Consider the following 21533-nt stretch of genomic DNA (forward strand, 5'->3'; position numbering starts at 1 on the left):
TCAACCCAATCAGGAAGAGAGAGAAATCATGACTGGAAAATATCCAGAAGCGGTCGAAACCTATTTCGCCGCAAAGAATGCCGGTGACTTCACCGCCGCGTTGTCCGGCTTTGCCGAGGACGCGGTGGTGAGCGACGAAAACCGTGCCCACGAAGGCCGGCACGCCATCCGCAGCTGGATGGAGGAGACGCGGGCCAGATACAACGACAGGTCCGTCGTCCGCGACTTTGCCGTCGAGGGCGACACGGTCGTCGTGCATGCCGAGGTCTCCGGTACCTTTCCGGGAAGCCCGATCACCTTGCGGTATCGCTTTACGCTCACCGGCGGCAGCATTGCCCGGCTGGAGATCGGCGCATGACGGTGCACCAGCGCTTCCGGGTCGATTCGACGGAATTTGCCGGCCGCCGCGTCGTGGTGACGGGCGGCACCAAGGGGGCGGGTGCGGCGGTCGCGGCCCGATTTGCCGCTGCCGGTGCAAAGACCCTGGCGGTGGCCCGGTCCGCGCCGCACGAGCTTGAGGAGGGCCGCCTCTTCGTGGCGGCAGACCTGACGACGGAGGAGGGCATCGGCACGCTTGCGGATGCCGTGCTCTCCCGTCTCGGCGGCGTGGATGTCCTCGTTCACTGCCTTGGCGGGTCCGCGACGCCGGGCGGCGGTTTCCGCGCCGCGACGGAGGGCTTCTGGCAACAGGAGCTTGCGCTCAACCTGTTGTCCGCCGTGCGTCTCGACAGGCTTCTTGTGCCCGGGATGATCGAACGCGGGCACGGCGTCATTCTTCACGTCGCTTCGATCCAGCGTCGGTTGCCGTTGCATGAATCCACGATCGCCTACGCGGCGGCCAAGGCAGCGCTTGCCAGTTACAGCAAGTCACTGTCGAAAGAGCTTGGTCCGGCCGGCCTGCGGGTCAATACGGTTTCACCCGGATGGATCATGACTGATGCGGCCGAGCGTATGGTCGAGCGCTTGGCAGCCAGTGGCGGAACGGACGAGGCAACGGCTCGTCAGGGGATCATGGACGCGCTCGGAGGCATTCCGATCGGCCGCCCGACCTATCCGGAGGAGGTCGCGGAACTCGTCGCCTTTCTGGCATCGGATAGGGCTGCCTCGATCCACGGCGCCGAATATGTCATCGACGGAGGCACGATCCCCACCGTCTGAAATACCGCACTGCCCGTCGGTCCTGAGGGGCAGTGCCTTCACACCCGCGCGAGAACATAGGCGCCCGGTGCGTCGGAAATGGCGTTCAGCGCTCCGCCGCCCGGCTTGCGCGCCGGCACCCGCTTGCTGTCGAGTTTTTCCACCCAAGCCTGCCAGTGCGGCCACCAGGAGCCCGGTGTCTCCTTGGCGGTCGCCGCCCAGTCCTCGTAGGTACCGGCGACGGGGCCGTTGGTCCAGTACTGGTACTTGAGCTTGTCGGGTGGATTGACGACGCCGGCGATGTGACCCGATCCGGACAGAACGTATTCGACCGGGCCTCCGAACAGGGCGCTGCCGATGAAGACCGATTTGGCCGGCGCGATGTGGTCCTCGCGGGTGGCGAGGTTGTAGATCGGGATCTTGACGTCCTTGAGCGACAGCGTCTTGCCGGCAATTTCCATCTTGCCCTGGCTCAGATTGTTGTTGAGGTAGCAGTTGCGCAAATAGAACGAGTGGTTGGCCGCCGCCATCCGCGTCGAATCGGAATTCCAGTAGAGGAGGTCGAAGGGCATTGGATCCTGGCCCTTCAGGTAGTTGTTGACGAAATAGGGCCAGATCAGTTCCGAGGCGCGCAGCATGTTGAAGGCTGCCGCCATCTTCGACCCGTCCAGATAGCCCGAGGACTTCATGCGATCTTCGATGCTTCCGATCTGCCCTTCATCGACGAACACCTTGAGGTCCCCGGCATGGGTGAAGTCGACCTGCGTGGTGAAGAAGGTCGCGCTGGCGATCCGCTTGTTCTTCTCCTTCGCATGCAGCGCCAGTGCCGCGGCGAGCAGCGTGCCGCCGACGCAGTAGCCGATCGCGTTCACCTGCTTCTCGCCTGTCGCCTTTTCCACGGTGTCGAGGGCAAAATCGATGCCCTCGCGGATATAGGATTCCCAATCCTTGTCAGCATGGCGCTCGTCCGGATTGACCCAGGAGATCACGAAAACCGTGTGTCCCTGCTCGACGCACCACTTGATGAAGCTCTTCTGCGGGTTGAGGTCGAGGATGTAGAACTTGTTGATCCATGGCGGGCAGATCAAAAGCGGCCGCTTGAGCACGGTTCCGGTCGCCGCCTCGTACTGGATCACCTCGCAGACGTCGCTTTGCGCGATCACCTTGCCCGGCGTTACCGCCATGTTCTCGCCGACCTTGAACTTGCTGGTGTCGGTCTGGCGGATCCTGAGGTCGCCGCCGCCGGCGGCAATGTCCTCGGCGAGCATCTTCATGCCCTTGACCAGATTGGCGCCATGGCTGGCGACGGTCTCGCGATAAAGCTGCGGATTGGTGATGACGAAGTTCGTGGGGGATAGCGCCGCCGTGATCTGCCGGACATAGAACTCGGCCTTGTGGCGTGTGTGCTCGTCGAGCCCCTCGGCCTGCGTCACCATCTTCTCCGCCCATTCCGACAGAATGACATAAGCCTGCCGCAGGAAGTCGAAGAAGGGATTGCGCTGCCAGTCCTCGTCGGCGAAGCGCTTGTCCTTCAGCGGCTCGATTTTCGGCTCCTCGGTCCCGTCGGCGGAAAACCGCGACAGTGTCTTCGTCCACATGCCGAACATGCCGGCCATCAGGTGGGTCTGGGCCTCCAGCGTCCGCTTCGGATCGGACATCCAGTATTCAGCGACCTTGGACATGGTCTTGACCAGTTCGGTCATCGGCTCGGACAAGGGGTCGACGATTTCACCGCGCTCGCGCGGCGCCAGCCAGACGGACGCGGCCTTGCCGAGGTTTTCGACAGCTTTTGCGACGTTCACTGCGAGCGTTTCGGGATCCTTGACGACATAGGGCTCAATCAGCTTCGGATCGAATGCCGAGGCTCGTGCGCCGCCGTGACCTGCCTCTTCCTGCTTGCTCGTCAAACCGTCCTCCCCAGGATCGTTCTCTCGGCGTCTTTTGTAATTGCGCATCCTGCCTGAAAACGACTACAAGTTCCATAGATACGAAAGCACAGTCTGACATTGACCGTGTGACGAAACAAAGGCCTTTTGCATGCCGTGCCGCGTGGCCGGCGTCTGGATTCGACAATGATCGCTTATACTTGGGCTTCTGGATCAATGCGCCGCACGGTGGGCCTTGCCGCATTCGGTCTTTTGCTCGCCGCTGCCGGCTGCACAACGCGCTCTGACGAGGCCGCAAAGCCCGCAAGCCAGGCTCCGAACCTCGAGGTGACCGTCGCCGATCCGGATGCGCCGGCCCAGACGGTGACGCCTGCGACATCGCCGGACGGCTATCCGAGCTTCTCGGGGCCGCTGACGGCGGCGAACGTCCAGATGACCAACGAGGAGGCCACAGACCTCCAGTCCAGACTGACGGCGCTCGGCGCCGCGCGCAAGGCTGGGACGATCTCGGAGGCCGAGTACCAGAAACGCCTGCTTGCGCTGCGCAAGCTGGCTGCCGAGCACGGTGCCGAAACCCAGGCACAAATCGCTAAATAGCGCTTGCCTTTGTTCGGCTTTTTACGCAAAGCAACTCTTTAGGGCAGGCGGTTCCCGCTTCGGTGCCGCTTTGCCCCGCGGGCATGTTTGCGCCATGATTTGCCGCGACGATGCCGAATAAGCTACACTTGGCCGGTCCCGGTTTTGCGGTTCGTTGCGGGGCGGGCATTCACCAGGCAAACGAACCCGCCTGACGCGGTGCGGACCGCGCGGTTCCAGGGGTTGAAGATGGAAGAGTTTCACAAAGTCCGGCGTCTGCCGCCTTACGTTTTCGAACAGGTCAATCGTTTGAAGGCGAGCGCGCGAGCCGGTGGCGCCGACATCATCGACCTCGGCATGGGCAACCCCGACCTTCCGACCCCGCAGGCCATCGTCGACAAGCTCTGCGAAGTCGTCCAGGATCCGCGCACCCACCGCTATTCGTCGTCGAAGGGCATTCCGGGTCTGCGCCGCGCGCAGGCGGCCTATTATGCCCGCCGCTTCAACGTGAAGCTCAATCCCGACACCCAGGTCGTCGCCACGCTCGGCTCCAAGGAGGGCTTCGCCAACATGGCGCAGGCGATCACGGCGCCCGGCGACGTGATTCTCTGCCCGAACCCGACCTATCCGATCCATGCCTTCGGCTTCCTGATGACCGGCGGTGTCATCCGTTCGATCCCGGTCGAGCCGGACGAGACGTTTTTCCCGCCGCTCGAGCGCGCCGTTCGCCACTCGATCCCGAAGCCGCTGGCGCTCATCATCAACTATCCGTCGAACCCGACGGCCAAGGTGGCGAGCCTCGATTTCTACAAGGACGTGATCGCCTTTGCGAAGAAGCATGACCTGATCGTGCTCTCCGACCTTGCCTATTCGGAAATCTACTTTGATGACACGCCGCCGCCGTCGGTGCTGGAAGTGCCTGGCGCGATGGACGTCGCCGTCGAGTTCACCTCGATGTCCAAGACCTTCTCGATGCCGGGCTGGCGCATGGGCTTTGCGGTCGGCAACGAACGCCTGATCGCGGCGCTCGCACGCGTGAAATCCTACCTCGACTACGGCGCCTTCACGCCGATCCAGGTCGCCGCGACCCACGCGCTCAACGGTGACGGCTCCGACATCGCCGAGGTTCGCAGCGTCTACAAGCGCCGCCGCGACGTGATGGTCGACACCTTCGGCAAGGCCGGCTTCGAAGTGCCGCCGCCGGCCGCCACCATGTTCGCGTGGGCGAAGATCCCGGAAAAGTTCCGCGCACTGGGCTCGCTGGAATTCTCCAAGCTGCTGGTCGAGAAGGCCGATGTGGCGGTCGCTCCGGGTATCGGCTTCGGCGAGATGGGCGACGAATATGTCCGCCTCGCACTGGTCGAGAACGAACACCGCATTCGCCAGGCCGCCCGCAACATCAAGAAGTTCCTGTCGACGGCGGACGAGACGATGCACAACGTCATTCCGCTGAACGCGCACCGGTGAAACTCCCGGCGGCCCGTTCGTGGCCGCCATTCCCCATGTTTTGAAATGTCAGGATTGTTTTATGGCTGATGCCCTTAAGATTGGCATTGCGGGTCTCGGCACCGTCGGTGCCTCGCTGGTCCGCATCCTCCAGCAGCGCAGCAACGAGCTCGCCGTCTCCTGCGGCCGTGCCATCCAGATCACGGCCGTTTCGGCCCGCAGCCGCAACAAGGATCGCGGCGTCGATCTCTCGGCCATCGCCTGGTTCGACGACCCGGTCGAGATGGCCGAAAAGGCCGACATCGACGTCTTCGTCGAGCTGGTCGGCGGCGCGGAAGGGACGGCCGACGCGTCGGTTCGCGCAGCGCTTTCGCGCGGCCTGCACGTGGTGACAGCCAACAAGGCGCTGCTCGCCCGCCACGGCGTCGAGCTGGCGAAGCTCGCCGAGGAAAAGGGCCTGCTGCTCAACTATGAAGCGGCCGTCGCCGGCGGCATTCCGGTCATCAAGGCCGTGCGCGAAAGCCTGACGGGCAACAGCTTCAGCCGCGTCTACGGCATCATGAACGGCACCTGCAACTACATCCTGACCCGGATGGAGAAGGAGGGCCTGTCGTTCGAGGCCTGCCTGAAGGAAGCCCAGCGCCTCGGCTATGCCGAAGCCGATCCGACCTTCGACATCGAGGGCAATGACACCGCGCATAAGCTCGCCATCCTGACGACTCTCGCCTTCGGCTCCGAGATTGCCGCCGACGACATCTATCTCGAAGGCATCAGCAACATCTCGATCGAGGACATTCATGCCGCCCGTGACCTCGGCTACCGCATCAAGCTTCTCGGCGTTGCCCAGCGGACAGAAACCGGCATCGAGCAGCGCGTGCATCCGACCATGGTGCCGCTCGATTCGGTGATCGCTCAGGTCGACGGTGTGACGAATGCCGTGGCGCTGGAATCCGACATTCTCGGCGAACTCCTGATGGTCGGTCCGGGTGCCGGCGGCAATGCGACCGCATCTGCCGTGCTCGGCGACATCACCGATATCGCCAAGAGCCGCCCCGGCGCCCAGCAGGTTCCGGTCCTCGGCCGGCCGGCCCATCTGCTCGAGCCCTATCGCCAGGCGAAGATGCAGAGCCACGAAGGCGGCTACTTCATTCGTCTTAGCGTCGTCGACCGTGCGGGGGTCTTTGCCAGCATCGCCACCCGCATGGCGGAAAACAACATCTCGCTCGAATCGATCGTCCAGCGCTCGGAACACGCGCCGGCTGGCACGCCCGTGACGATCATCCTCGTCACCCATGCGACGATGGAAGACGCGGTGCGCAAGGCCGTCGCCGCGATCAAGAACGAAGGTTACCTGGTCGGCGAGCCGCAGGTCATCCGAATCGAGCGCCCGAAGGCGGCCTGATCGCATTGCTTGCCGGGGTCCGGTAGACCCCGGCACCTGCCCATCTCGCCGACTGCCGCAGTGGCGGGGCTGTTCATTTGCCGAAGGACCTGTAGAAGGGAACGCATGGCATAATGGACAGGCTTGGCATGGAAGAACCCGTAGATCCCGTTCCCCGCGCATTCCTCGGCGTCGATCACTCCGTGACCGGGCAACGCTGGGTGTCCCGTCTCGATCAGGCGGGCCAGAACCGCGCACTGGCGATCACCCAGCTGCATGGCCTGCCGGAACTTGTGGCAAGGGTGCTGGCCGGTCGGGGCGTTGGCGTCGACGAGGCACCTTCATTCCTCGATCCCACCATCCGCTCGCTGATGCCCGACCCGTCCAAGCTGACCGATTGCGAGACGGCCGCGGCCCGGCTCACCGCTGCAATTCGCGCCCGCGCCCGCGTGGCGATCTTCGGCGACTACGATGTCGACGGCGCGGCCTCCTCGGCGCTTCTGTCGCGATTCCTGCATCATTTCGGCATCGACGCGGAGATATATATTCCCGACCGGATCTTCGAAGGTTATGGCCCGAACCCGGCGGCGATCGGCCAGCTAATCGATCGCGGCGCCCAGCTGATCGTCACCGTCGACTGCGGCTCGACGAGCCATGAGGCGCTGGCCGTGGCCCATGAACGCGGCATCGACGTGGTGGTGATCGACCACCACCAGATGGGCCACGAGTTGCCGCCCTGTCTGGCGCTGGTCAATCCGAACCGCGAGGACGATCTTTCGGGGCAGGGGCATCTGTGCGCGGCGGGCGTGGTTTTCCTCGTCCTCGTGGCGACGCTGCGCCAGCTGCGTGATGCCGGCCATCCCCAGGCCCGCTCCCTCGATCTCCTCGCTTGGCTCGACCTGGTGGCACTCGCCACCGTCTGTGACGTGGTGCCGCTCAAGGGGTTGAACCGGGCCTATGTGACGAAGGGCCTGATCGCCGCCCGCCACCAGAACAATGCCGGGCTCGCGGCCCTGTTGCGGGTGGCCGGGATCGGCGGGCCGGTCACGCCCTATCATTTCGGTTTTCTGGTCGGCCCGCGTATCAATGCCGGGGGGCGGATAGGCGATGCGGCGCTCGGCAGCCGCCTTCTGACGCTGGACGATGTCGAGGAGGCCGGCCAGATTGCCGTGAAGCTCGACGAGCTCAACCGGGAGCGCCAGGCGATGGAGGCCGCGATGCTGGCCGAAGCGGAAGCCGAGGCGCTTGCCGAATACGGGTCGGGCGAGGGCGCCTCCGTCATCGTCACTGCGCGTGACAACTGGCATCCCGGCATCGTCGGCCTGCTGGCCGCGCGGCTGAAGGAAAAGTTCAAGCGTCCGGCCTTTGCCATAGCCTTCGATCCGAACGGCAAGGGCACAGGCTCCGGCCGCTCGATCAACGGCTTCGACATCGGCCGGATCGTCAGGGCGGCAGTCGATGCCGGCCTGTTGGTCAAGGGTGGCGGCCACGCCATGGCAGCCGGCCTCACCGTCGAACGCGCCAACCTCGGACGGTTGCGCAGCTTCTTCGACGAGGCGTCCGCGACCCAGGTGAGCGCGCTCACCGCCAATCAGGTGCTGAAGATCGATGGTGCGCTCGGTGCCTCCGGGGCGACTATTGCCCTGATCGACCAGCTCGAATCGGCCGGCCCTTATGGCTCCGGTCACGCCCAGCCGATCTTCGCCATCCCGGCGCATCGCCTGCGCGATGCCCGCCCGGTCGGCACCACCCATGTGAAGATCACGCTCGAGGCCGCTGACGGCAGCAGGCTGGAAGGCATTGCATTCCGTGCCGCCGAGACCGCGCTCGGTGATTTCCTGTTGAACGGACGTGGGTCGCAGATCCATGTGGCGGGGACGCTGAGCGCCGACCACTGGCAGGGCACACGTCGCGTGCAGATGCGCGTTCTCGACGCCGCTAAGGCGTTCTGAGCAGATGCAATTTTGGATGGGAAATAACGTAAGGTGAAGTGGCACGCCCTAGGGGAGTCGAACCCCTCTTCCCAGAATGAAAATCTGGTGTCCTAACCGATAGACGAAGGGCGCCTGCGCTTCGTTGTGGCGCCCTTATAGTCAGGGTCGCCGAAACCCGCAAGCGGAATCTTGCTGTTTTTTCATCCCAATTTCCAAAAAAATCCGACCTGTGGAAAACCGGCGGATCCACCCGGTTACGGCGTCGAAAGCGCGCGGAAAAAGTCCGCGACCGAGCGGCCGCAGCCGTAATCAAAGATCTGGAATTTTCTTGGAGAAAAGAGAAGAAGTGGCACGCCCTAGGGGAGTCGAACCCCTCTTCCCAGAATGAAAATCTGGTGTCCTAACCGATAGACGAAGGGCGCCTGCGCTTCGTTGTGGCGCCCTTATAGTCAGGTGATTTTATTCCCGCAAGCGCCAATTTCTGTTTTTTGCAAAAAAATGAAAGTCGGTCGGGAAAATCGGACGCTCACGATTTCCGGCAATGAATCCAGTGCCTTGCCGACATGGTTTGAGAGCGGTGGGCAGCAGAAACCCTGAGAAGGCTGGAAAGCCGGCATTCCGGCAGATGAACGCCGGATCCGCCAATTGCCGCGTCAGGAGGCGAAAGGCTAGTTCTTCTTCTTGCCGAAAATTTCCGAGAGCGTGGGCAGCCACTTGCGCTTCTTGGCGGTGCTCTGATTCGGTGTCGGCACGGCTTCAGGCGCAGGCTCGGCGGCGTAGGCTACAGCCTCTTCGGACGGTGCTTCGGCCACATCCGCGGTCGCGGCACCCGGCTGCTCATAGACCGGCACTTCCTCGGCGCTCGCGGCCGGCGCGCTTGCCGTCTCCATGACCGGCGGTTCCGCCTGGCGAAGGTCCGCGCTGAACAAGCTTTTGCTCATCGGGTTGATCTGCCGGCTCGGCAGGTCCGACGGCACGATGCTCGAAGAAGCGGTTCCAGCCCCATCAGTCATCGCCTCGTTAGCCTTTGCCCCGTCGGCCATTGCCATGTCGGTCGGCTGAGGCGCATCTGCTGCCACCGGTTCGGACGCCGCCGGCGCCTGGGAAAAGAGACTGTTGCGGCTCGCATTGACGGCCGTCGGCTGCATTGTCAATTCGCCGAGATCGGCCGCATTCGCCGTCTGCGTGGAAGCCGGTGCAGGCGCATAGGCGGCGATCGCGCCGTCTCCGGCAGGTGCTGTAGCTGGCTGCGCGGTCTTCTGGCCGGCCATGCTGACGACGAAGGGGTCGGAGTAACCGGCACCCGTCTTCTGGCCGGTTTTTCCGGCCTTGGCCGGGGGAGCGGCCGCGACCGCTGTATCGGCCGCCGCATCGCCCTGGGCGGCCTCCTGGGCCGTCGTCTGGCACGAGGCGAGCATCAGCGCCGCCGTGGCGGACAGGGCGGCACGGCCAAGCGTGCCGCCGGTCACTGTCTTCATCTTGCGCAACACTGGTCGAACCCCGCATCCACATCGCGAACACCGCTTAAGTCCTGTCGGCGGACAGGCGGCCGTTCCGGTTTCGGCGCGCCATATCCCGGCGTGCCATCGATGTGTTTGTCGTAAGCGACCAATCTTGCGCGAGGCGTGAAGTGTGGCGTCTTACCAGGCACCGGTATTCGGCATGGAAGCCCAGGGCTCGGCCGGTGCCAGGCTCTCGCCCTTCTGCAGGATCTCGATCGAGATCCCGTCCGGGGAACGCACGAAGGCCATGTGGCCGTCGCGGGGCGGGCGGTTGATCGTCACGCCGTTGTCCATCAGCCTCTGGCAGGTGGCGTAGATATCGTCGACCTCATAGGCGAGGTGTCCGAAGTTGCGGCCGCCGGTATAGTCTTCCGTGTCCCAGTTGTAGGTGAGCTCAAGGCACGGCGCGAGCTCCGCTTGAGCCTTGCCGAGGTCGTCGCGGGCCGCAAGAAAGACGAGGGTGAAACGACCCCTCTCGTTTTCCATTCGCCGTATCTCTGTCAGTCCAAAAACGGTACAATAAAAATTCAAGGAGGCGTCGAGGTCTTTGACGCGGACCATGGTGTGTAGATAGCGCATGAAGGTTCTCCGGATGGTCCGCAGGATATGGAGCGGGCAACAGCTTCGAGCAAGGATCATAGCCCAAAAAGCATCTGGGAATATGTGAAACTAGGACTTGCACAGCGCCATTGCTCGAATGTTAATCTCTTCTTCAAGAATCAGTTAACTCTGCAATGTGACGCGTTTCGAGGGGCTTTGGGAAATGGCGGACAGGATTTCATCGAAAGAGCTCGCTGGTTTCGAGGAGCTGTCCGGCGAGGCCGTCGATCTGATCGAGATCACCGGTGTCGTGAAGTGGTTCGATGTCGCCAAGGGCTTCGGCTTCATCGTACCCGACAACGGAATGCAGGATGTTCTCCTGCACGTGACCTGCCTGCGCCGCGACGGTTACCAGACCATCCTCGAGGGCACCCGCATCGTCGCCCTGATCCAGAAGCGTGACCGGGGCTACCAAGCCTTCCGCATCCTTTCCATGGACCAGTCGACGGCCATCCATCCCTCGCAGCTGCCGCCGGTTCGCACCCACGTCCAGGTCACCGCGACGAGCGGTCTGGAGCGTGCCTTGGTCAAGTGGTTCAACCGCACCAAGGGTTTTGGCTTCCTGACGCGCGGCGAGGGGACGGAGGACATCTTCGTGCACATGGAGACGCTCCGCCGCTTCGGCCTCACCGAACTTCGTCCCGGCCAGACCGTGCTTGTCCGCTTCGGACCCGGCGAAAAGGGCCTGATGGCCGCCGAGATCCATCCGGACAATCCGAACCCCGCCGTCCGGGCGCACTAAGATCGTGGCGTCGAGCATTCGCATCCTGAAAAGCGCTTTCGTGGCGCTTTTTTTGTTCGCGCTGGCGGTTCCCGCGAGCGCGGAAGGGCCGCATTTCGACAGAGGTCCGCTGACGATCCACACCGTCGAGGGCGCCGAGCGTATCCTTGATGTCGAGTGGGCGACGACCCCGGAACAGCGCGAACATGGCCTGATGTTCCGCGAGGACCTTGGTGAAGACCAGGGCATGCTCTTCGATTTCGGTGTAACCCGCGACGTGATGATGTGGATGAAGGACACGCCGCTGTCGCTCGACATGCTGTTCATCGGCGAGGACCGCCGCGTCAGCCGGATCGCCCATCGCACCACGCCTTTTTCAGAAACGATCATCTCCTCCGGCGGACCGGTTCACTATGTGCTGGAAATCCGCGGTGGACGGGCCGCGGCGCTCGGCATCACGGAGGGCGCGACGGTCGAGATCGTCCCGCCGAAGTCCTCTTCCCAATAATCCCGCGTCGCCGTCGCGACGATGCCACTTTGGCTTTTTGCTGTTGCGGGCCGGGGTCGAACCGTGTATTGCGGCTCACATCGCCGGTACGGAGTGTAGCGCAGTCTGGTAGCGCATCTGGTTTGGGACCAGAGGGTCGGGAGTTCGAATCTCTCCACTCCGACCACGGCAATGCTGCCGCGGCAGGCGGTTTCTCATCCTTCTTTCCGCTTCTTCTGTCATTTTAGTGTTCCGAACATCTTCGGAACAATCAGAGCGTGCGTGTCGTTTCCATAGATCAATGGGAGGATAGACGATGAAGGTACTTTTTCCGCTGACAACAGCAGTTTGCCTCGCCCTTTCGGCGCCTGCCTGGGCTGCGTGCCCGGATGTTACAGGTTCAATCAATGGCGGCACGTCTGCCGGGCTCGCCAAGGACGGCAGTCACGCGCCGCTCGAGGCCGGCGCCACGGCAGAAAACCGGACCGAAACACCCGGCGGCACGACGACGACCGCCGGGGAGGGTGAGGCGCTTGCCAAGGACGGCCGCACTTTGCCGCTGTCCAGCGATCCGAACCTCGCCACGTCGAATCAGGACGTTGCGGCTCAGCAGCAGGGCGAAAAGACGGCGGCCGCGGAGGCCGAGACCAACGCCAAGACCGAATGTGTCGAGTAGCCGTCCCGGCGTCCGTGACCGTACGTCATATCGACGCGACCGCGCATCAGCGCAACGCTTGATCGTCCAAGTTGGGTGCGGTCCGTCCCTGTCGGCAACCGCCCCATCTTCCGCTTGAAAATCCCTTCAATCGTCGCTACGACGAAACTAGGCCTGACGTGGCGCGAGGTTGCGGCAGGCGAGGTGATCACGCGGTGCGGGGAGGGGTCCCGGCGCCGTTTCCTTCGGAGTTGGATGCGACATGTCTGCCAAGATCTACCGCCCCGCAAAGACCGCAATGCAGTCCGGCAAGGCCAAGACGCATCTCTGGGTTCTGGAATTCGACCAGGCAATCGCCCGTAAGATCGATCCGGTGATGGGGTACACGACCTCGGCCGACACCCGCCAGCAGGTCAAGCTGACCTTCGAAACGCAGGAACAGGCCGAAGCCTATGCCCAGCGCGAAGGCATCGAATACCGCGTGCTCCAACCCAAGGAAGCAAAGCGGCAGGCCGTTTCCTACACCGACAATTTCAAGTTCAATCGCCTGCAGCCTTGGACGCACTGACCGGCTGTCCGGCCGCGCCCATTGCATGTGCTCTTGCCCGCGCTCCAGTGCCCGGGCAGGCAAGGCCCCTTAGCTCAGCTGGATAGAGCACCTGCCTTCTAAGCAGGTGGTCGCAGGTTCGAATCCTGCAGGGGTCGCCACTTCTTCCTTCCGCCACGTATCATCACCCGCTGGCTTTCGGCCGGGCAAATCGGCTATCGCTCGGCAAGAGGGTCGGTGGTGTGCGATTCGCGCGCGCAACGGGCGTCGTCGCTTCGGCCCCTGGGGAAATCCTGCCGGGTTCCGGTCTCCGAAAGGACAAATTTGATGGCACGCACCGCTACATCCAAGGGCAAGCCGCGCAAGCGCACCAGCTCCCGGCGCAAGGGCGCGGCCGGCGGCGGCTTCGGCTTTTGGCTGCTAGCGCTTGTGGCCGTCGCCGTGGCGATTGCCATCTACGACAATCGCGCCGATCTGCCGCGTCTCATTGCCACCTATCTGCCAGACCCGGCCAGGCATCCGACGGCTGAAAAGCCCCCGACGTCGGCGTCGCGCGCCAAAACCGAGGCGGCGTCGAACACCGCGACAAAGCCGGCGGCCAAGCCGGCTTCAAAAACGGCGGAAGGTCCGACGCCGCCCGCCGAAATCGGTGCCGAGGCGGTCAAGGCGCCAGCCACCGTGCCGGTGCCGTCGGGACGGCCGGGCGATCCCTCCGCCGACGGCAAGGGCTTTTCCGCGACCTTCTATTTCTGCGGTACCTCGGGTCTCGACAACTGCGTCGTGGATGGCGACAGCTTCTGGTTCCGCAAGGGGCGCATCGCGCTCGCCGATGTGGTCGCGCCTGCGACCGAAGGGGCGAAGTGCCAGCAGGAGCGGGACCGCGGCTTTGCCGCCAAGGTCCGGCTGCGGCAGTTGCTCAATGCCGGGCGTTTCGAATTTTCCGAGTTGAAGGGGCAGAATGTCCCCGAAAGTGGTCCCGCGATGCGTGTCGTGACGCGAGACGGCCGGTCTCTCGGAGCCATACTCGTCTCCGAAGGCCTCGCGCAGCCGCGTTTTGGTCAGCAGAAGTCCTGGTGTCCCTGAGGCACGATTGTGCCTCCCCTGGGAAAGCTATCCGCTCCGGCATTCCGGATGAACAATGTCGTGCAGGTCGCCTCCTCGCACAGGAAGCGTATGGCGCCCCCATATCATCCATGTTGAAGCTATCTGTCGGCGAATGGGTGGATTACATCGGGCAGTGATGCTGCGCGGATCGTAATTGTCGACAGCGTGATCCGAGTATTCGAAATGTATAGTGTATATATTTTCCCTATAGTTTATAACCGAATACTAATATTCATTTCGAATATTTTAACGTGTAGAAATTAGTGTCCTCTCTGAATGTAGTGGGAAAATAAGCTCGACGCCCAAGAACAATATTTGTTTTCCTGTTTTGAAGGGAGAAATTCAATGATGAAAAGACTTTATCTGATGTCGGCGCTCCTTGCGAGCACGGTGATTTTTGCAACAGTCATTCATGCGCCGGTGATGGCGGAAGACGTCGATCCTGAAGACAATGGCGGCGGGTTCGGTGGCCCCGGCGGCACCCCGCCTGGGAACGGTGGCACCCCGCCAGACAATGGCGGCGGCACCCCGCCGGATAATGGCGGTGGCACTCCGCCGGACAATGGCGGTGGCACCCCGTCCGATGGCGGCTCGTCAACGCCTGATTCCGGTCAGCCGAGCGACGGTTCGAACGGAAGCGGCAATGGCGGCTCCACCGGCAACGATGATCGGCAGTCGACGCGTAACGATCGCTCCGGCGATTCTGCGAGTCCGTCTGCTCCGTCCGGACCGACGGCTGCCGCCAATCCGACTTCTCCGACCCAGCCCAACGTCCCGCAGGTCGTCCAGCAGACCGTGACGATTTCCGCTCCTCCGTCGAAGGTTGCCGGTCAGGTGACGAGCCTGCCGACAGTCTCGGCCGTTGTCAGCTCGCTTGTCAATTCACCTCCGAAAAGCGTTGCGGCGCCGCAGGTCGTCCAGCAGACCACCACCCAGACCTCGAGCCTTCTCTCCGGCAGGATTAGCCAGGCTGTATCGAATGTTACCGGTTCCTTTGGCGGCGGCCTTGGAGGCGGTGCTGTCGGCGGACTTGGAGGCGGACTTGGAGGCGGACTTGGCAACGGTCCTGTTCCTTCCCCCGGACAATAGGGCGTCGCGTTAGGACTAACGACGTAACGCGGTAGTCCCCCCACGGTGGGATCTGACGCCGCACAAGACGGTCGGTCGAATTTGAGTCGCCGCACCATGTGCGGTTGTCTGCCCCCCGAATGCAGCCGGCAATGCAGGCAATTCGAGCTGGCTCTCGCTGACGTCGAATCCCGTTGCTTTGCATGATCCCAATTAATGTTCCAGCCTTACGGATATGTGTCGGATGATGAACTTCTCGAAAACTGTACCCGCCGTGCTTCTCATTGCGGCCCTCGCCAGTGGCTGCCAGACGACCGGCGCCCAGAAATTCACGCCTCAGGAGCTCGTGGCCAAGACTTCGTATGATTATCAGGTCTGCCGCGTCGCTCTCGCCAAGGGCGGCAAGCTTCCTGCCGGCTTGAAGAATTGCGATGCCCATCTCGCCGCCTTCGAGCAGGCGTCGGTTGCCGGGGGTATTGCCCCAGCCAAAGCCCGCAAGCTTGCCGCTGACCTCAAGAAGAACACCACGCTCGCTCTCCGCAAGAACGGGCTTCGCTGACCGGTGTGTCTCCAAGATGCAAGAATCAGAATGGCGGCCCGGGGCCGCCATTTTTCGTTTCAGTGACGATGCGTCCCGCCCGGAGTACCGGGCTGTTGCGCTTCCTAGTGGAGGATCTGGCTGAGGAAGAGCTTGGTGCGCTCGTGCTGCGGATTGTCGAAGAATTCGGCCGGCGAGTTCTGCTCGACGATCTGGCCCTGGTCCATGAAGATCACCCGGTTGGCGACCTGACGGGCAAAGCCCATTTCATGGGTCACGCAGAGCATGGTCATGCCTTCTTCGGCGAGCCCGACCATGGTATCGAGAACCTCCTTGATCATTTCCGGGTCGAGTGCCGAGGTCGGCTCGTCGAACAGCATGATCTTCGGGTTCATGCACAGCGAACGGGCGATCGCCACGCGCTGCTGCTGGCCGCCGGAGAGCTGGCCCGGATACTTGTGGGCCTGTTCCGGGATCTTGACCCGGGCGAGGAAGTGCATGGCGATTTCCTCGGCCTTCTTCTTCGGCATCTTGCGCACCCAGATCGGCGCCAGCGTGCAGTTTTCCAGGATCGTCAGATGCGGGAAGAGGTTGAAGTGCTGGAACACCATGCCGACTTCGCGGCGCACTTCATCGATCTTCTTGAGGTCGTTGGTGAGTTCCGTCCCGTCGACGATGATCTGACCGGTCTGGTGTTCTTCCAGGCGGTTGATGCAGCGGATCATCGTCGATTTGCCCGAACCGGAGGGGCCGGCAATGACGATGCGCTCGCCGCGCATGACCTTGAGGTTGATGTCGCGCAGAACGTGGAAATCACCGTACCACTTGTTCATGTTGATGATTTCGACAGCGACTTCCGTTTCCGAAACGGAGAGCGTCTTGAGGGGAGCGTCAGCCATGAGAGTGGTCCTGTTTAGCGTTTGTGTCCGGTGTCGAGATGCCGCTCGATGAAGGCGGAATAGCGCGACATGCCGAAGCAGAAGATCCAGAAGATGAAACCTGCGAAGATAAGCCCCGTCAACGGGGTGACGGGCGTGATCCACTTGGCGTCGCCGAAGCTGGCCTTCACGATGCCGAGCAGGTCGTACATGTTGATGATCGAGACGAGCGAGGTGTCCTTGAACATGCCGATGAAGGTGTTCACGATGCCCGGGATCACAAGCTTGATGGCCTGAGGCATGATGATGAAGACCATCTTCTGCCCGAAGCTCAGGCCGAGCGAATCCGCCCCCTCGTACTGCCCCTTCGGAATGGCCTGGAGGCCGCCGCGAATGACTTCGGCCATGTAGGCAGACGCGAAGATCGAGACGCCGATCAGCGCGCGCAGGAACTTGTCGATGTTGTCGCCCGGCGGCAGGAACAGCGGCAGCAGCACGCTCGCCATGAAGAGCACGGTGATCAGCGGCACGCCGCGGACGAGTTCGATGAAGCCGATGGAGGCAGCCCGCACGATCGGCATCTGCGAGCGCCGGCCGAGGGCCAGCAGGATGCCGAAGGGCAGTGACACCACGATCCCGATGAATGAGAGGATCAGCGTCACCATCAGACCGCCCCACATCGAGGTCTCGACGTGGCTGAGGCCGAAATGACCGCCGAGCAGCAGGATATAGGCGAGGATCGGCAGCGCGACGAGCAGCAGCAAGGCGTTGAGCCCCTTGCGCGGCGCCTTGGGTATCAGGAACGGCACCAGCAGCAAGACGAACAGCACTGCGACGGTGATCGGTCGCCAGAGCTGGTCGCGCGGATAGGAGCCGACCATGAACTGGGTGAACCAGTCGCCGACATAGGCCCAGCACGCGCCGCTCCAGCCGTCCGGCTGGTTGCCGCCCTGGACCGCCGTCGCGCAGAAGGCGCGGCCGTCGCCGCTCCAGACTGCCGAGATGAACAGCCAGTCAAACACCGACAGCACGAACCAGATGATGGCGCCGCCGAACACGATCGTCATCAGGCTGTCGAGCGGTGAGGCGAAAAGGTTCTTTCGGATCCATGCGCCGGCCGACTTGTCGGAGGCTGGGGGCGGTTCGGGCGCCAGGAACTGGCGGCGGAGGAAGTAGACTTGATCGCTCATATCAACGCTCCACCAGTGCCATCTTGGCGTTGAACCAGTTCATGAACAGTGATGTCGCGAGGCTGATCGACACGTAGATCAGCATCCAGATCGCGATGATTTCGATCGAGTGGCCGGACTGGTTGAGGATGGTGCCCCCGACGGCCACGAGATCCGCATAGCCGATCGCGACTGCCAGAGACGAGTTCTTCGTCAGGTTCAGATATTGCGAGGTCAACGGCGGAATGATGATGCGCAGCGCCTGGGGAAGGACGATCAGCCGCGTCGTCAGGCCCGGGCGAATGCCGAGCGCATGGGCGGCTTCCGTCTGCCCCTTGGAGACGCCCCGGATGCCGGCGCGCACGATTTCGGCGATGAAGGCGGCGGTGTAGAAGGAGAGCGCCATGTAGAGCGACAGGAATTCCGGTCCGATGACCGTGCCGCCGCGCATGTTGAACTTGCCGAGTTCGGGAACGTCGAAGGTGACGGGCATGCCCATCAGGATGAAGGCGAGAACCGGAAGCCCGACGATCAGGCCGATGTTCACGGCCAGCACGGGCGGGCGCTTGCCGGTGGCAAGCTGCTGCTTCGCCGCCCATCGGGCATAGATGATCGCACCGATGACGCCGATTGCGAAGGCCGCGAGCACGACAGACATGCCTTCGCCGAAGATCGGCGCCGGCATGTAGATGCCCCGATTGCTCACGAACACCGACAGCGGCAGCTCCAGCGACTTCTTGACGTCCGGCAGGAGCGAAAGAACGCCCTTGTACCAGAAGAAGATGACGAGCAGCGGCGGAATGTTGCGGAACACCTCGACATAGACGGTCGAGATCCGCGAGATCAGCCAGTTGTGGGACAGCCTGCCAATACCGACGATGATACCGACGATGGTGGCCGTGATGATGCCCGTGACCGCGACGATGAGCGTGTTGACGAGTCCCAGGGTGAGGGCGCGCAGATAGCTGGAATCGCTCGTATAGGCGATCGGCGTCTGGGCGATGTCGAAACCGGCGCGGCTGTTCAGGAAGTCGAAGCCGGCCGTCATGTTGGCCTTGGCAAGGTTCTGTGCGGCATTGGAGCCGGCAAACCAGAACAGCCAGACAATGCCGACGACCGTGAGGGCCTGGTAGACGAACTGGCGCAGCGCCGGATTATAGAGCAATGACGTGGCAGGACGGTCGGTTCCGCCCCCGCCTGCGGTTGCAACTGCCATATATCTGTCCCCTGTACTTCAGCCCTCGTCGTGGCTGCGTATCTTTTTATTGCTTTGGGCGGGAAGGCGCATTGCGCCTTCCCGGTATGCGTCAATCCGATTAGCGGATCGGCGGTGCGTACTGCAGGCCGCCCTTCGACCACAGAGCGTTCAGGCCGCGCTGGATCTTCAGCGGGCTGCCGGTACCGACGTTGCGCTCGAAGGATTCGCCGTAGTTGCCGACGGCCTTGATGATGTTGTAGGCCCACTTTTCGTCAAGGCCGAGGTCCTTGCCGATGGTCTGGTCCTTTTCTTCGCCCAGGAAGCGCTTGATGTCCGGGTTCTCGGACTTCAGCATTTCGTCCAGGTTGGCCTGGGTGATGCCGAAGTCTTCAGCCGTGACCATCGCATAGTGGGCAAAGGAGACGACGTCGAACCACTTGGAGTCGTTCTGGCGAACGGCCGGGCCGAGCGGCTCCTTGGAGATGATTTCCGGCAGGATCACGTGATCGTCCGGGTTGGCGAGCGACAGGCGGATCGAATAGAGGCCCGACTGGTCGGTGGTGTAGACGTCGCAACGGCCGGCCTGGTAGGCGGCATCGACTTCTTCCTGCTTTTCGAAGACGACCGGCTTGTATTCCATGCCGTTCGCCTTGAAATAGTCGGCAAGGTTCAGTTCGGTCGTCGTGCCGGACTGCACGCAGACGGCAGCACCCGAAAGCTCGAGAGCCGATTTCACGTTGAGCGCCTTGGTGACCATGAAGCCCTGGCCGTCATAGTAGTTGACGGCGCGGAAGTCGAAACCGAGCTGGCTGTCGCGGCTGGCGCTCCAGGTCGTGTTACGGGCGAGCATGTCCACTTCACCGGACTGCAGGGCCGGAAAACGGTCCTTTGCCGAAAGGGGAGTGTATTTCACCTTGGTGGCATCGCCGAACACGGCGGCTGCGACGGCCTTGCAGAGATCGACGTCGAGACCGGTCCAGTTGCCGGAGGAATCCTGAGCGCCGAAGCCGGCGAGATTCGAACCGTTCACGCCGCACTGCACGAAACCCTTTGCCTTGACGTCATCAAGCGTGCCGGCATAAGCGGCCGATGCGCCCAATCCCAGGACAGCAGCGCCGATTGCGGCCGACAGAAGATTCTTTTTCATTTTTCCCAACCTTTTCCGTTGTCTTTTGTTTCGGCCGCGACGCGCCATGAAGGTCGGCGATGCTGGCCGGCCCGCTGCCCTCCCGGTGCGAGCCCGACTATCACAGTCTTAAATGGTTCGATGGTCAAGTGTTGATGACTCAAAATGCGAGGAAAAGTGGCAATTTGCTAATTCAGCTTGAAAAACAGGCATAAATCAGTGCTTTGGAGGCGTTTTTGGCTAAGAAATAGGTCGTCCGCAAGCGCTTTGGATCGTCGCTCCGGCCATTGCCACGGTGACAAATCGAGGCTTGACCATGGGCCGTGCGCCCTTCAAAAATCACGCCCTCATCTCGCATTGAAAAAGGCTTCAGGGATCATGACAGACAGGAAGGACATGCTGGTCGGCGCCGGCACGGATACGCGGCTTTGCCATATCGGGCACGACCCGTCGAGCTTCCACGGTTTCGTCAATCCACCCGTCGTGCGTGCCTCCACGGTGCTCTTCCCGGATGTCCACACGATGGAGAGCGGCCAGCAGAAATACACCTACGGCACGCATGGCACGCCGACCACCGACGCGCTGTGCGAGGCGATCAACGAACTCGAAGGATCGGCCGGAACGATCCTGGTGCCGTCTGGGCTCGCGGCCATCACCGTGCCGTTCCTGGCTTTCCTGTCGGCGGGCGATCACGCCCTGATCGTCGATTCCGTCTATTTCCCGTGCCGCCGTTTCTGCGACACGATCCTGAAGCGCCTCGGCGTCGAGGTCGATTACTACGATCCCGAGATCGGGGCCGGGATCGCGGCTCTCATCAAGCCGAACACCCGTCTTGTCCATACCGAGGCGCCGGGATCGAACACCTTCGAGATGCAGGATATCCGTGCGATCGCCGAGGCGGCCCACGGGCATGGTTGCGTGGTCACCATGGACAATACCTGGGCGACGCCGCTCTACTTCAAGGCGCTCGATTTCGGTGTCGACGTGACGATCCATGCGGCCACCAAATATCCGTCTGGCCATTCGGATTTGCTCATGGGCACGGTGTCCGCCAACGCGGCACACTGGAAGACGCTGGAGGAGGCCAATACCAATCTCGGCATGTGTGTCTCGTCGGACGACGCCTACCAGATCCTGCGCGGCTTGCGCACGATGGGAATTCGTCTCGAACACCACCAGAAGAGTGCGCTTGCCGTTGCACGCTGGCTCGAGGGCCGGGACGATGTCGCCCGGGTTCTGCATCCGGCGCTGCCGAGCTTCCCGGGCCACGAGCTTTGGAAGCGCGATTTCAAGGGCGCGAGCGGGATCTTTTCCTTCGTGCTCGCGGTCGATGAGCCGGACCAGTTCAAGCCGAAGGCACGCGCATTCCTCGACAGCCTGAGGCTCTTCGGGCTCGGCTATTCCTGGGGCGGCTACGAAAGCCTCGCCGTGATGGTCAATCTTCAGGACCGAACGATCCGCAAGGCTCCGTCAGAGGGGCCCGTGCTGCGTCTGCAGATCGGTCTGGAAAATGTCGAGGACATCATCGCGGACCTCGAGCGTGGCTTCAAGGCGGCGTCCGAGGTCTGACCCCGGCGCCA

Annotated in this window: 21 protein-coding genes and 4 tRNA genes; 16 read left to right on the forward strand and 9 right to left on the reverse strand. The window is 62.6% G+C overall.

The features are described from left to right. The first annotated feature begins 28 nt into the window (after nt 1-28). Nucleotides 29-358, forward strand: coding sequence for a nuclear transport factor 2 family protein (locus tag ACX93L_RS15730; protein WP_459405693.1), 330 nt, complete (start codon nt 29-31; stop codon nt 356-358). After that, on the forward strand, nt 355-1158 hold the full coding sequence (locus ACX93L_RS15735) for an SDR family oxidoreductase (RefSeq protein ID WP_459405694.1): 804 nt from the start codon (nt 355-357) through the stop codon (nt 1156-1158). The genes ACX93L_RS15730 and ACX93L_RS15735 overlap by 4 nt, the downstream gene beginning before the upstream one ends. Nucleotides 1159-1196: 38 nt before the next feature. Here the strand turns inward: ACX93L_RS15735 and ACX93L_RS15740 are convergent, their stop codons facing one another. Further along, the gene (locus ACX93L_RS15740) at nt 1197-3092 is read right to left on the reverse strand and encodes a PHA/PHB synthase family protein (RefSeq protein ID WP_459405695.1); all 1896 of its coding nucleotides are present in this window, start codon (nt 3090-3092) and stop codon (nt 1197-1199) included. Between the two features lie 117 nt (nt 3093-3209). On the opposite strand from ACX93L_RS15740, the gene ACX93L_RS15745 reads away from it, so the two are divergent. The 4 genes from ACX93L_RS15745 (at nt 3210) to recJ (ending at nt 8378) form a co-directional block, all read left to right on the forward strand. Next, the gene (locus ACX93L_RS15745; protein WP_459405696.1) at nt 3210-3620 is read left to right on the forward strand and encodes an SHOCT domain-containing protein; all 411 of its coding nucleotides are present in this window, start codon (nt 3210-3212) and stop codon (nt 3618-3620) included. 228 nt (nt 3621-3848) lie between these two features. Further along, the gene (locus tag ACX93L_RS15750) at nt 3849-5066 is read left to right on the forward strand and encodes an LL-diaminopimelate aminotransferase (RefSeq protein ID WP_169588423.1); all 1218 of its coding nucleotides are present in this window, start codon (nt 3849-3851) and stop codon (nt 5064-5066) included. Between the two features lie 61 nt (nt 5067-5127). Then, entirely contained in the window at nt 5128-6447 is a 1320-nt protein-coding gene (locus tag ACX93L_RS15755; RefSeq protein WP_459405697.1) for a homoserine dehydrogenase, read from the forward strand. 128 nt (nt 6448-6575) lie between these two features. Then, the gene (gene recJ / locus ACX93L_RS15760) at nt 6576-8378 is read left to right on the forward strand and encodes a single-stranded-DNA-specific exonuclease RecJ (RefSeq protein ID WP_459405698.1); all 1803 of its coding nucleotides are present in this window, start codon (nt 6576-6578) and stop codon (nt 8376-8378) included. A gap of 39 nt (nt 8379-8417) precedes the next feature. Here the strand turns inward: recJ and ACX93L_RS15765 are convergent. From ACX93L_RS15765 to gloA, 4 genes are all read right to left on the reverse strand, one after another. Continuing rightward, nucleotides 8418-8492: transfer RNA gene (locus ACX93L_RS15765), tRNA-Glu, on the reverse strand. Between the two features lie 215 nt (nt 8493-8707). Continuing rightward, a tRNA-Glu gene (locus ACX93L_RS15770) sits at nt 8708-8782 on the reverse strand. Between the two features lie 246 nt (nt 8783-9028). Beyond that, on the reverse strand, nt 9029-9838 hold the full coding sequence (locus ACX93L_RS15775) for a hypothetical protein (RefSeq protein WP_459405699.1): 810 nt from the start codon (nt 9836-9838) through the stop codon (nt 9029-9031). Between the two features lie 162 nt (nt 9839-10000). Then, on the reverse strand, nt 10001-10441 hold the full coding sequence (gene gloA, locus ACX93L_RS15780) for a lactoylglutathione lyase (protein ID WP_459405700.1): 441 nt from the start codon (nt 10439-10441) through the stop codon (nt 10001-10003). Nucleotides 10442-10625: 184 nt separating this feature from the next. On the opposite strand from gloA, the gene ACX93L_RS15785 reads away from it, so the two are divergent. From ACX93L_RS15785 to ACX93L_RS15825, 9 genes are all read left to right on the forward strand, one after another. Further along, nucleotides 10626-11204 carry a cold-shock protein gene (locus ACX93L_RS15785; protein ID WP_459405701.1) on the forward strand — a complete coding sequence of 193 codons (579 nt, stop codon included), beginning with the start codon at nt 10626-10628 and terminating at the stop codon, nt 11202-11204. Nucleotides 11205-11244: 40 nt separating this feature from the next. Beyond that, a complete protein-coding gene (locus ACX93L_RS15790) occupies nt 11245-11691 on the forward strand; it encodes a DUF192 domain-containing protein (RefSeq protein WP_459405702.1) in 447 nt (148 codons plus the stop codon). Between the two features lie 89 nt (nt 11692-11780). Further along, nucleotides 11781-11857: transfer RNA gene (locus ACX93L_RS15795), tRNA-Pro, on the forward strand. Nucleotides 11858-11986: 129 nt separating this feature from the next. Beyond that, nucleotides 11987-12346 carry a hypothetical protein gene (locus tag ACX93L_RS15800; RefSeq protein WP_459405703.1) on the forward strand — a complete coding sequence of 120 codons (360 nt, stop codon included), beginning with the start codon at nt 11987-11989 and terminating at the stop codon, nt 12344-12346. A gap of 241 nt (nt 12347-12587) precedes the next feature. Continuing rightward, nucleotides 12588-12893, forward strand: coding sequence for an ETC complex I subunit (locus ACX93L_RS15805; RefSeq protein WP_459405704.1), 306 nt, complete (start codon nt 12588-12590; stop codon nt 12891-12893). A 63-nt stretch (nt 12894-12956) separates the two neighbouring features. Continuing rightward, nucleotides 12957-13033: transfer RNA gene (locus ACX93L_RS15810), tRNA-Arg, on the forward strand. 166 nt (nt 13034-13199) lie between these two features. Continuing rightward, nucleotides 13200-13955 (forward strand): thermonuclease family protein, encoded by a 756-nt coding sequence (locus tag ACX93L_RS15815; RefSeq protein WP_459405705.1) that lies wholly within the window; start codon nt 13200-13202, stop codon nt 13953-13955. Nucleotides 13956-14321: 366 nt separating this feature from the next. Continuing rightward, nucleotides 14322-15065: a hypothetical protein gene (locus ACX93L_RS15820; RefSeq protein ID WP_459405706.1), complete on the forward strand. Its 744-nt coding sequence runs from the start codon at nt 14322-14324 to the stop codon at nt 15063-15065. 223 nt (nt 15066-15288) lie between these two features. Beyond that, nucleotides 15289-15603: a hypothetical protein gene (locus ACX93L_RS15825; RefSeq protein WP_459405707.1), complete on the forward strand. Its 315-nt coding sequence runs from the start codon at nt 15289-15291 to the stop codon at nt 15601-15603. A 104-nt stretch (nt 15604-15707) separates the two neighbouring features. Here ACX93L_RS15825 and ACX93L_RS15830 read toward each other — a convergent pair whose 3' ends face one another. The 4 genes from ACX93L_RS15830 to ACX93L_RS15845 all read right to left on the reverse strand — a co-directional run bounded on the left by ACX93L_RS15830 (nt 15708) and on the right by ACX93L_RS15845 (nt 19974). Further along, nucleotides 15708-16481, reverse strand: coding sequence for an amino acid ABC transporter ATP-binding protein (locus tag ACX93L_RS15830; protein WP_169588397.1), 774 nt, complete (start codon nt 16479-16481; stop codon nt 15708-15710). Between the two features lie 14 nt (nt 16482-16495). Next, entirely contained in the window at nt 16496-17650 is a 1155-nt protein-coding gene (locus ACX93L_RS15835; protein ID WP_459405708.1) for an amino acid ABC transporter permease, read from the reverse strand. A gap of 1 nt (nt 17651) precedes the next feature. Further along, nucleotides 17652-18845 carry an amino acid ABC transporter permease gene (locus ACX93L_RS15840; protein WP_459405709.1) on the reverse strand — a complete coding sequence of 398 codons (1194 nt, stop codon included), beginning with the start codon at nt 18843-18845 and terminating at the stop codon, nt 17652-17654. A 100-nt stretch (nt 18846-18945) separates the two neighbouring features. Beyond that, complete coding sequence (locus ACX93L_RS15845; RefSeq protein ID WP_459405710.1) at nt 18946-19974, reverse strand: amino acid ABC transporter substrate-binding protein; 1029 nt, start codon at nt 19972-19974, stop codon at nt 18946-18948. A 357-nt stretch (nt 19975-20331) separates the two neighbouring features. Between ACX93L_RS15845 and ACX93L_RS15850 the strand changes: the two genes are divergently transcribed. Beyond that, a complete protein-coding gene (locus ACX93L_RS15850; RefSeq protein ID WP_459405711.1) occupies nt 20332-21522 on the forward strand; it encodes a cystathionine beta-lyase in 1191 nt (396 codons plus the stop codon). Nucleotides 21523-21533 lie beyond the last annotated feature (11 nt).

This window comes from Rhizobium sp. CAU 1783, assembly GCF_054551725.1.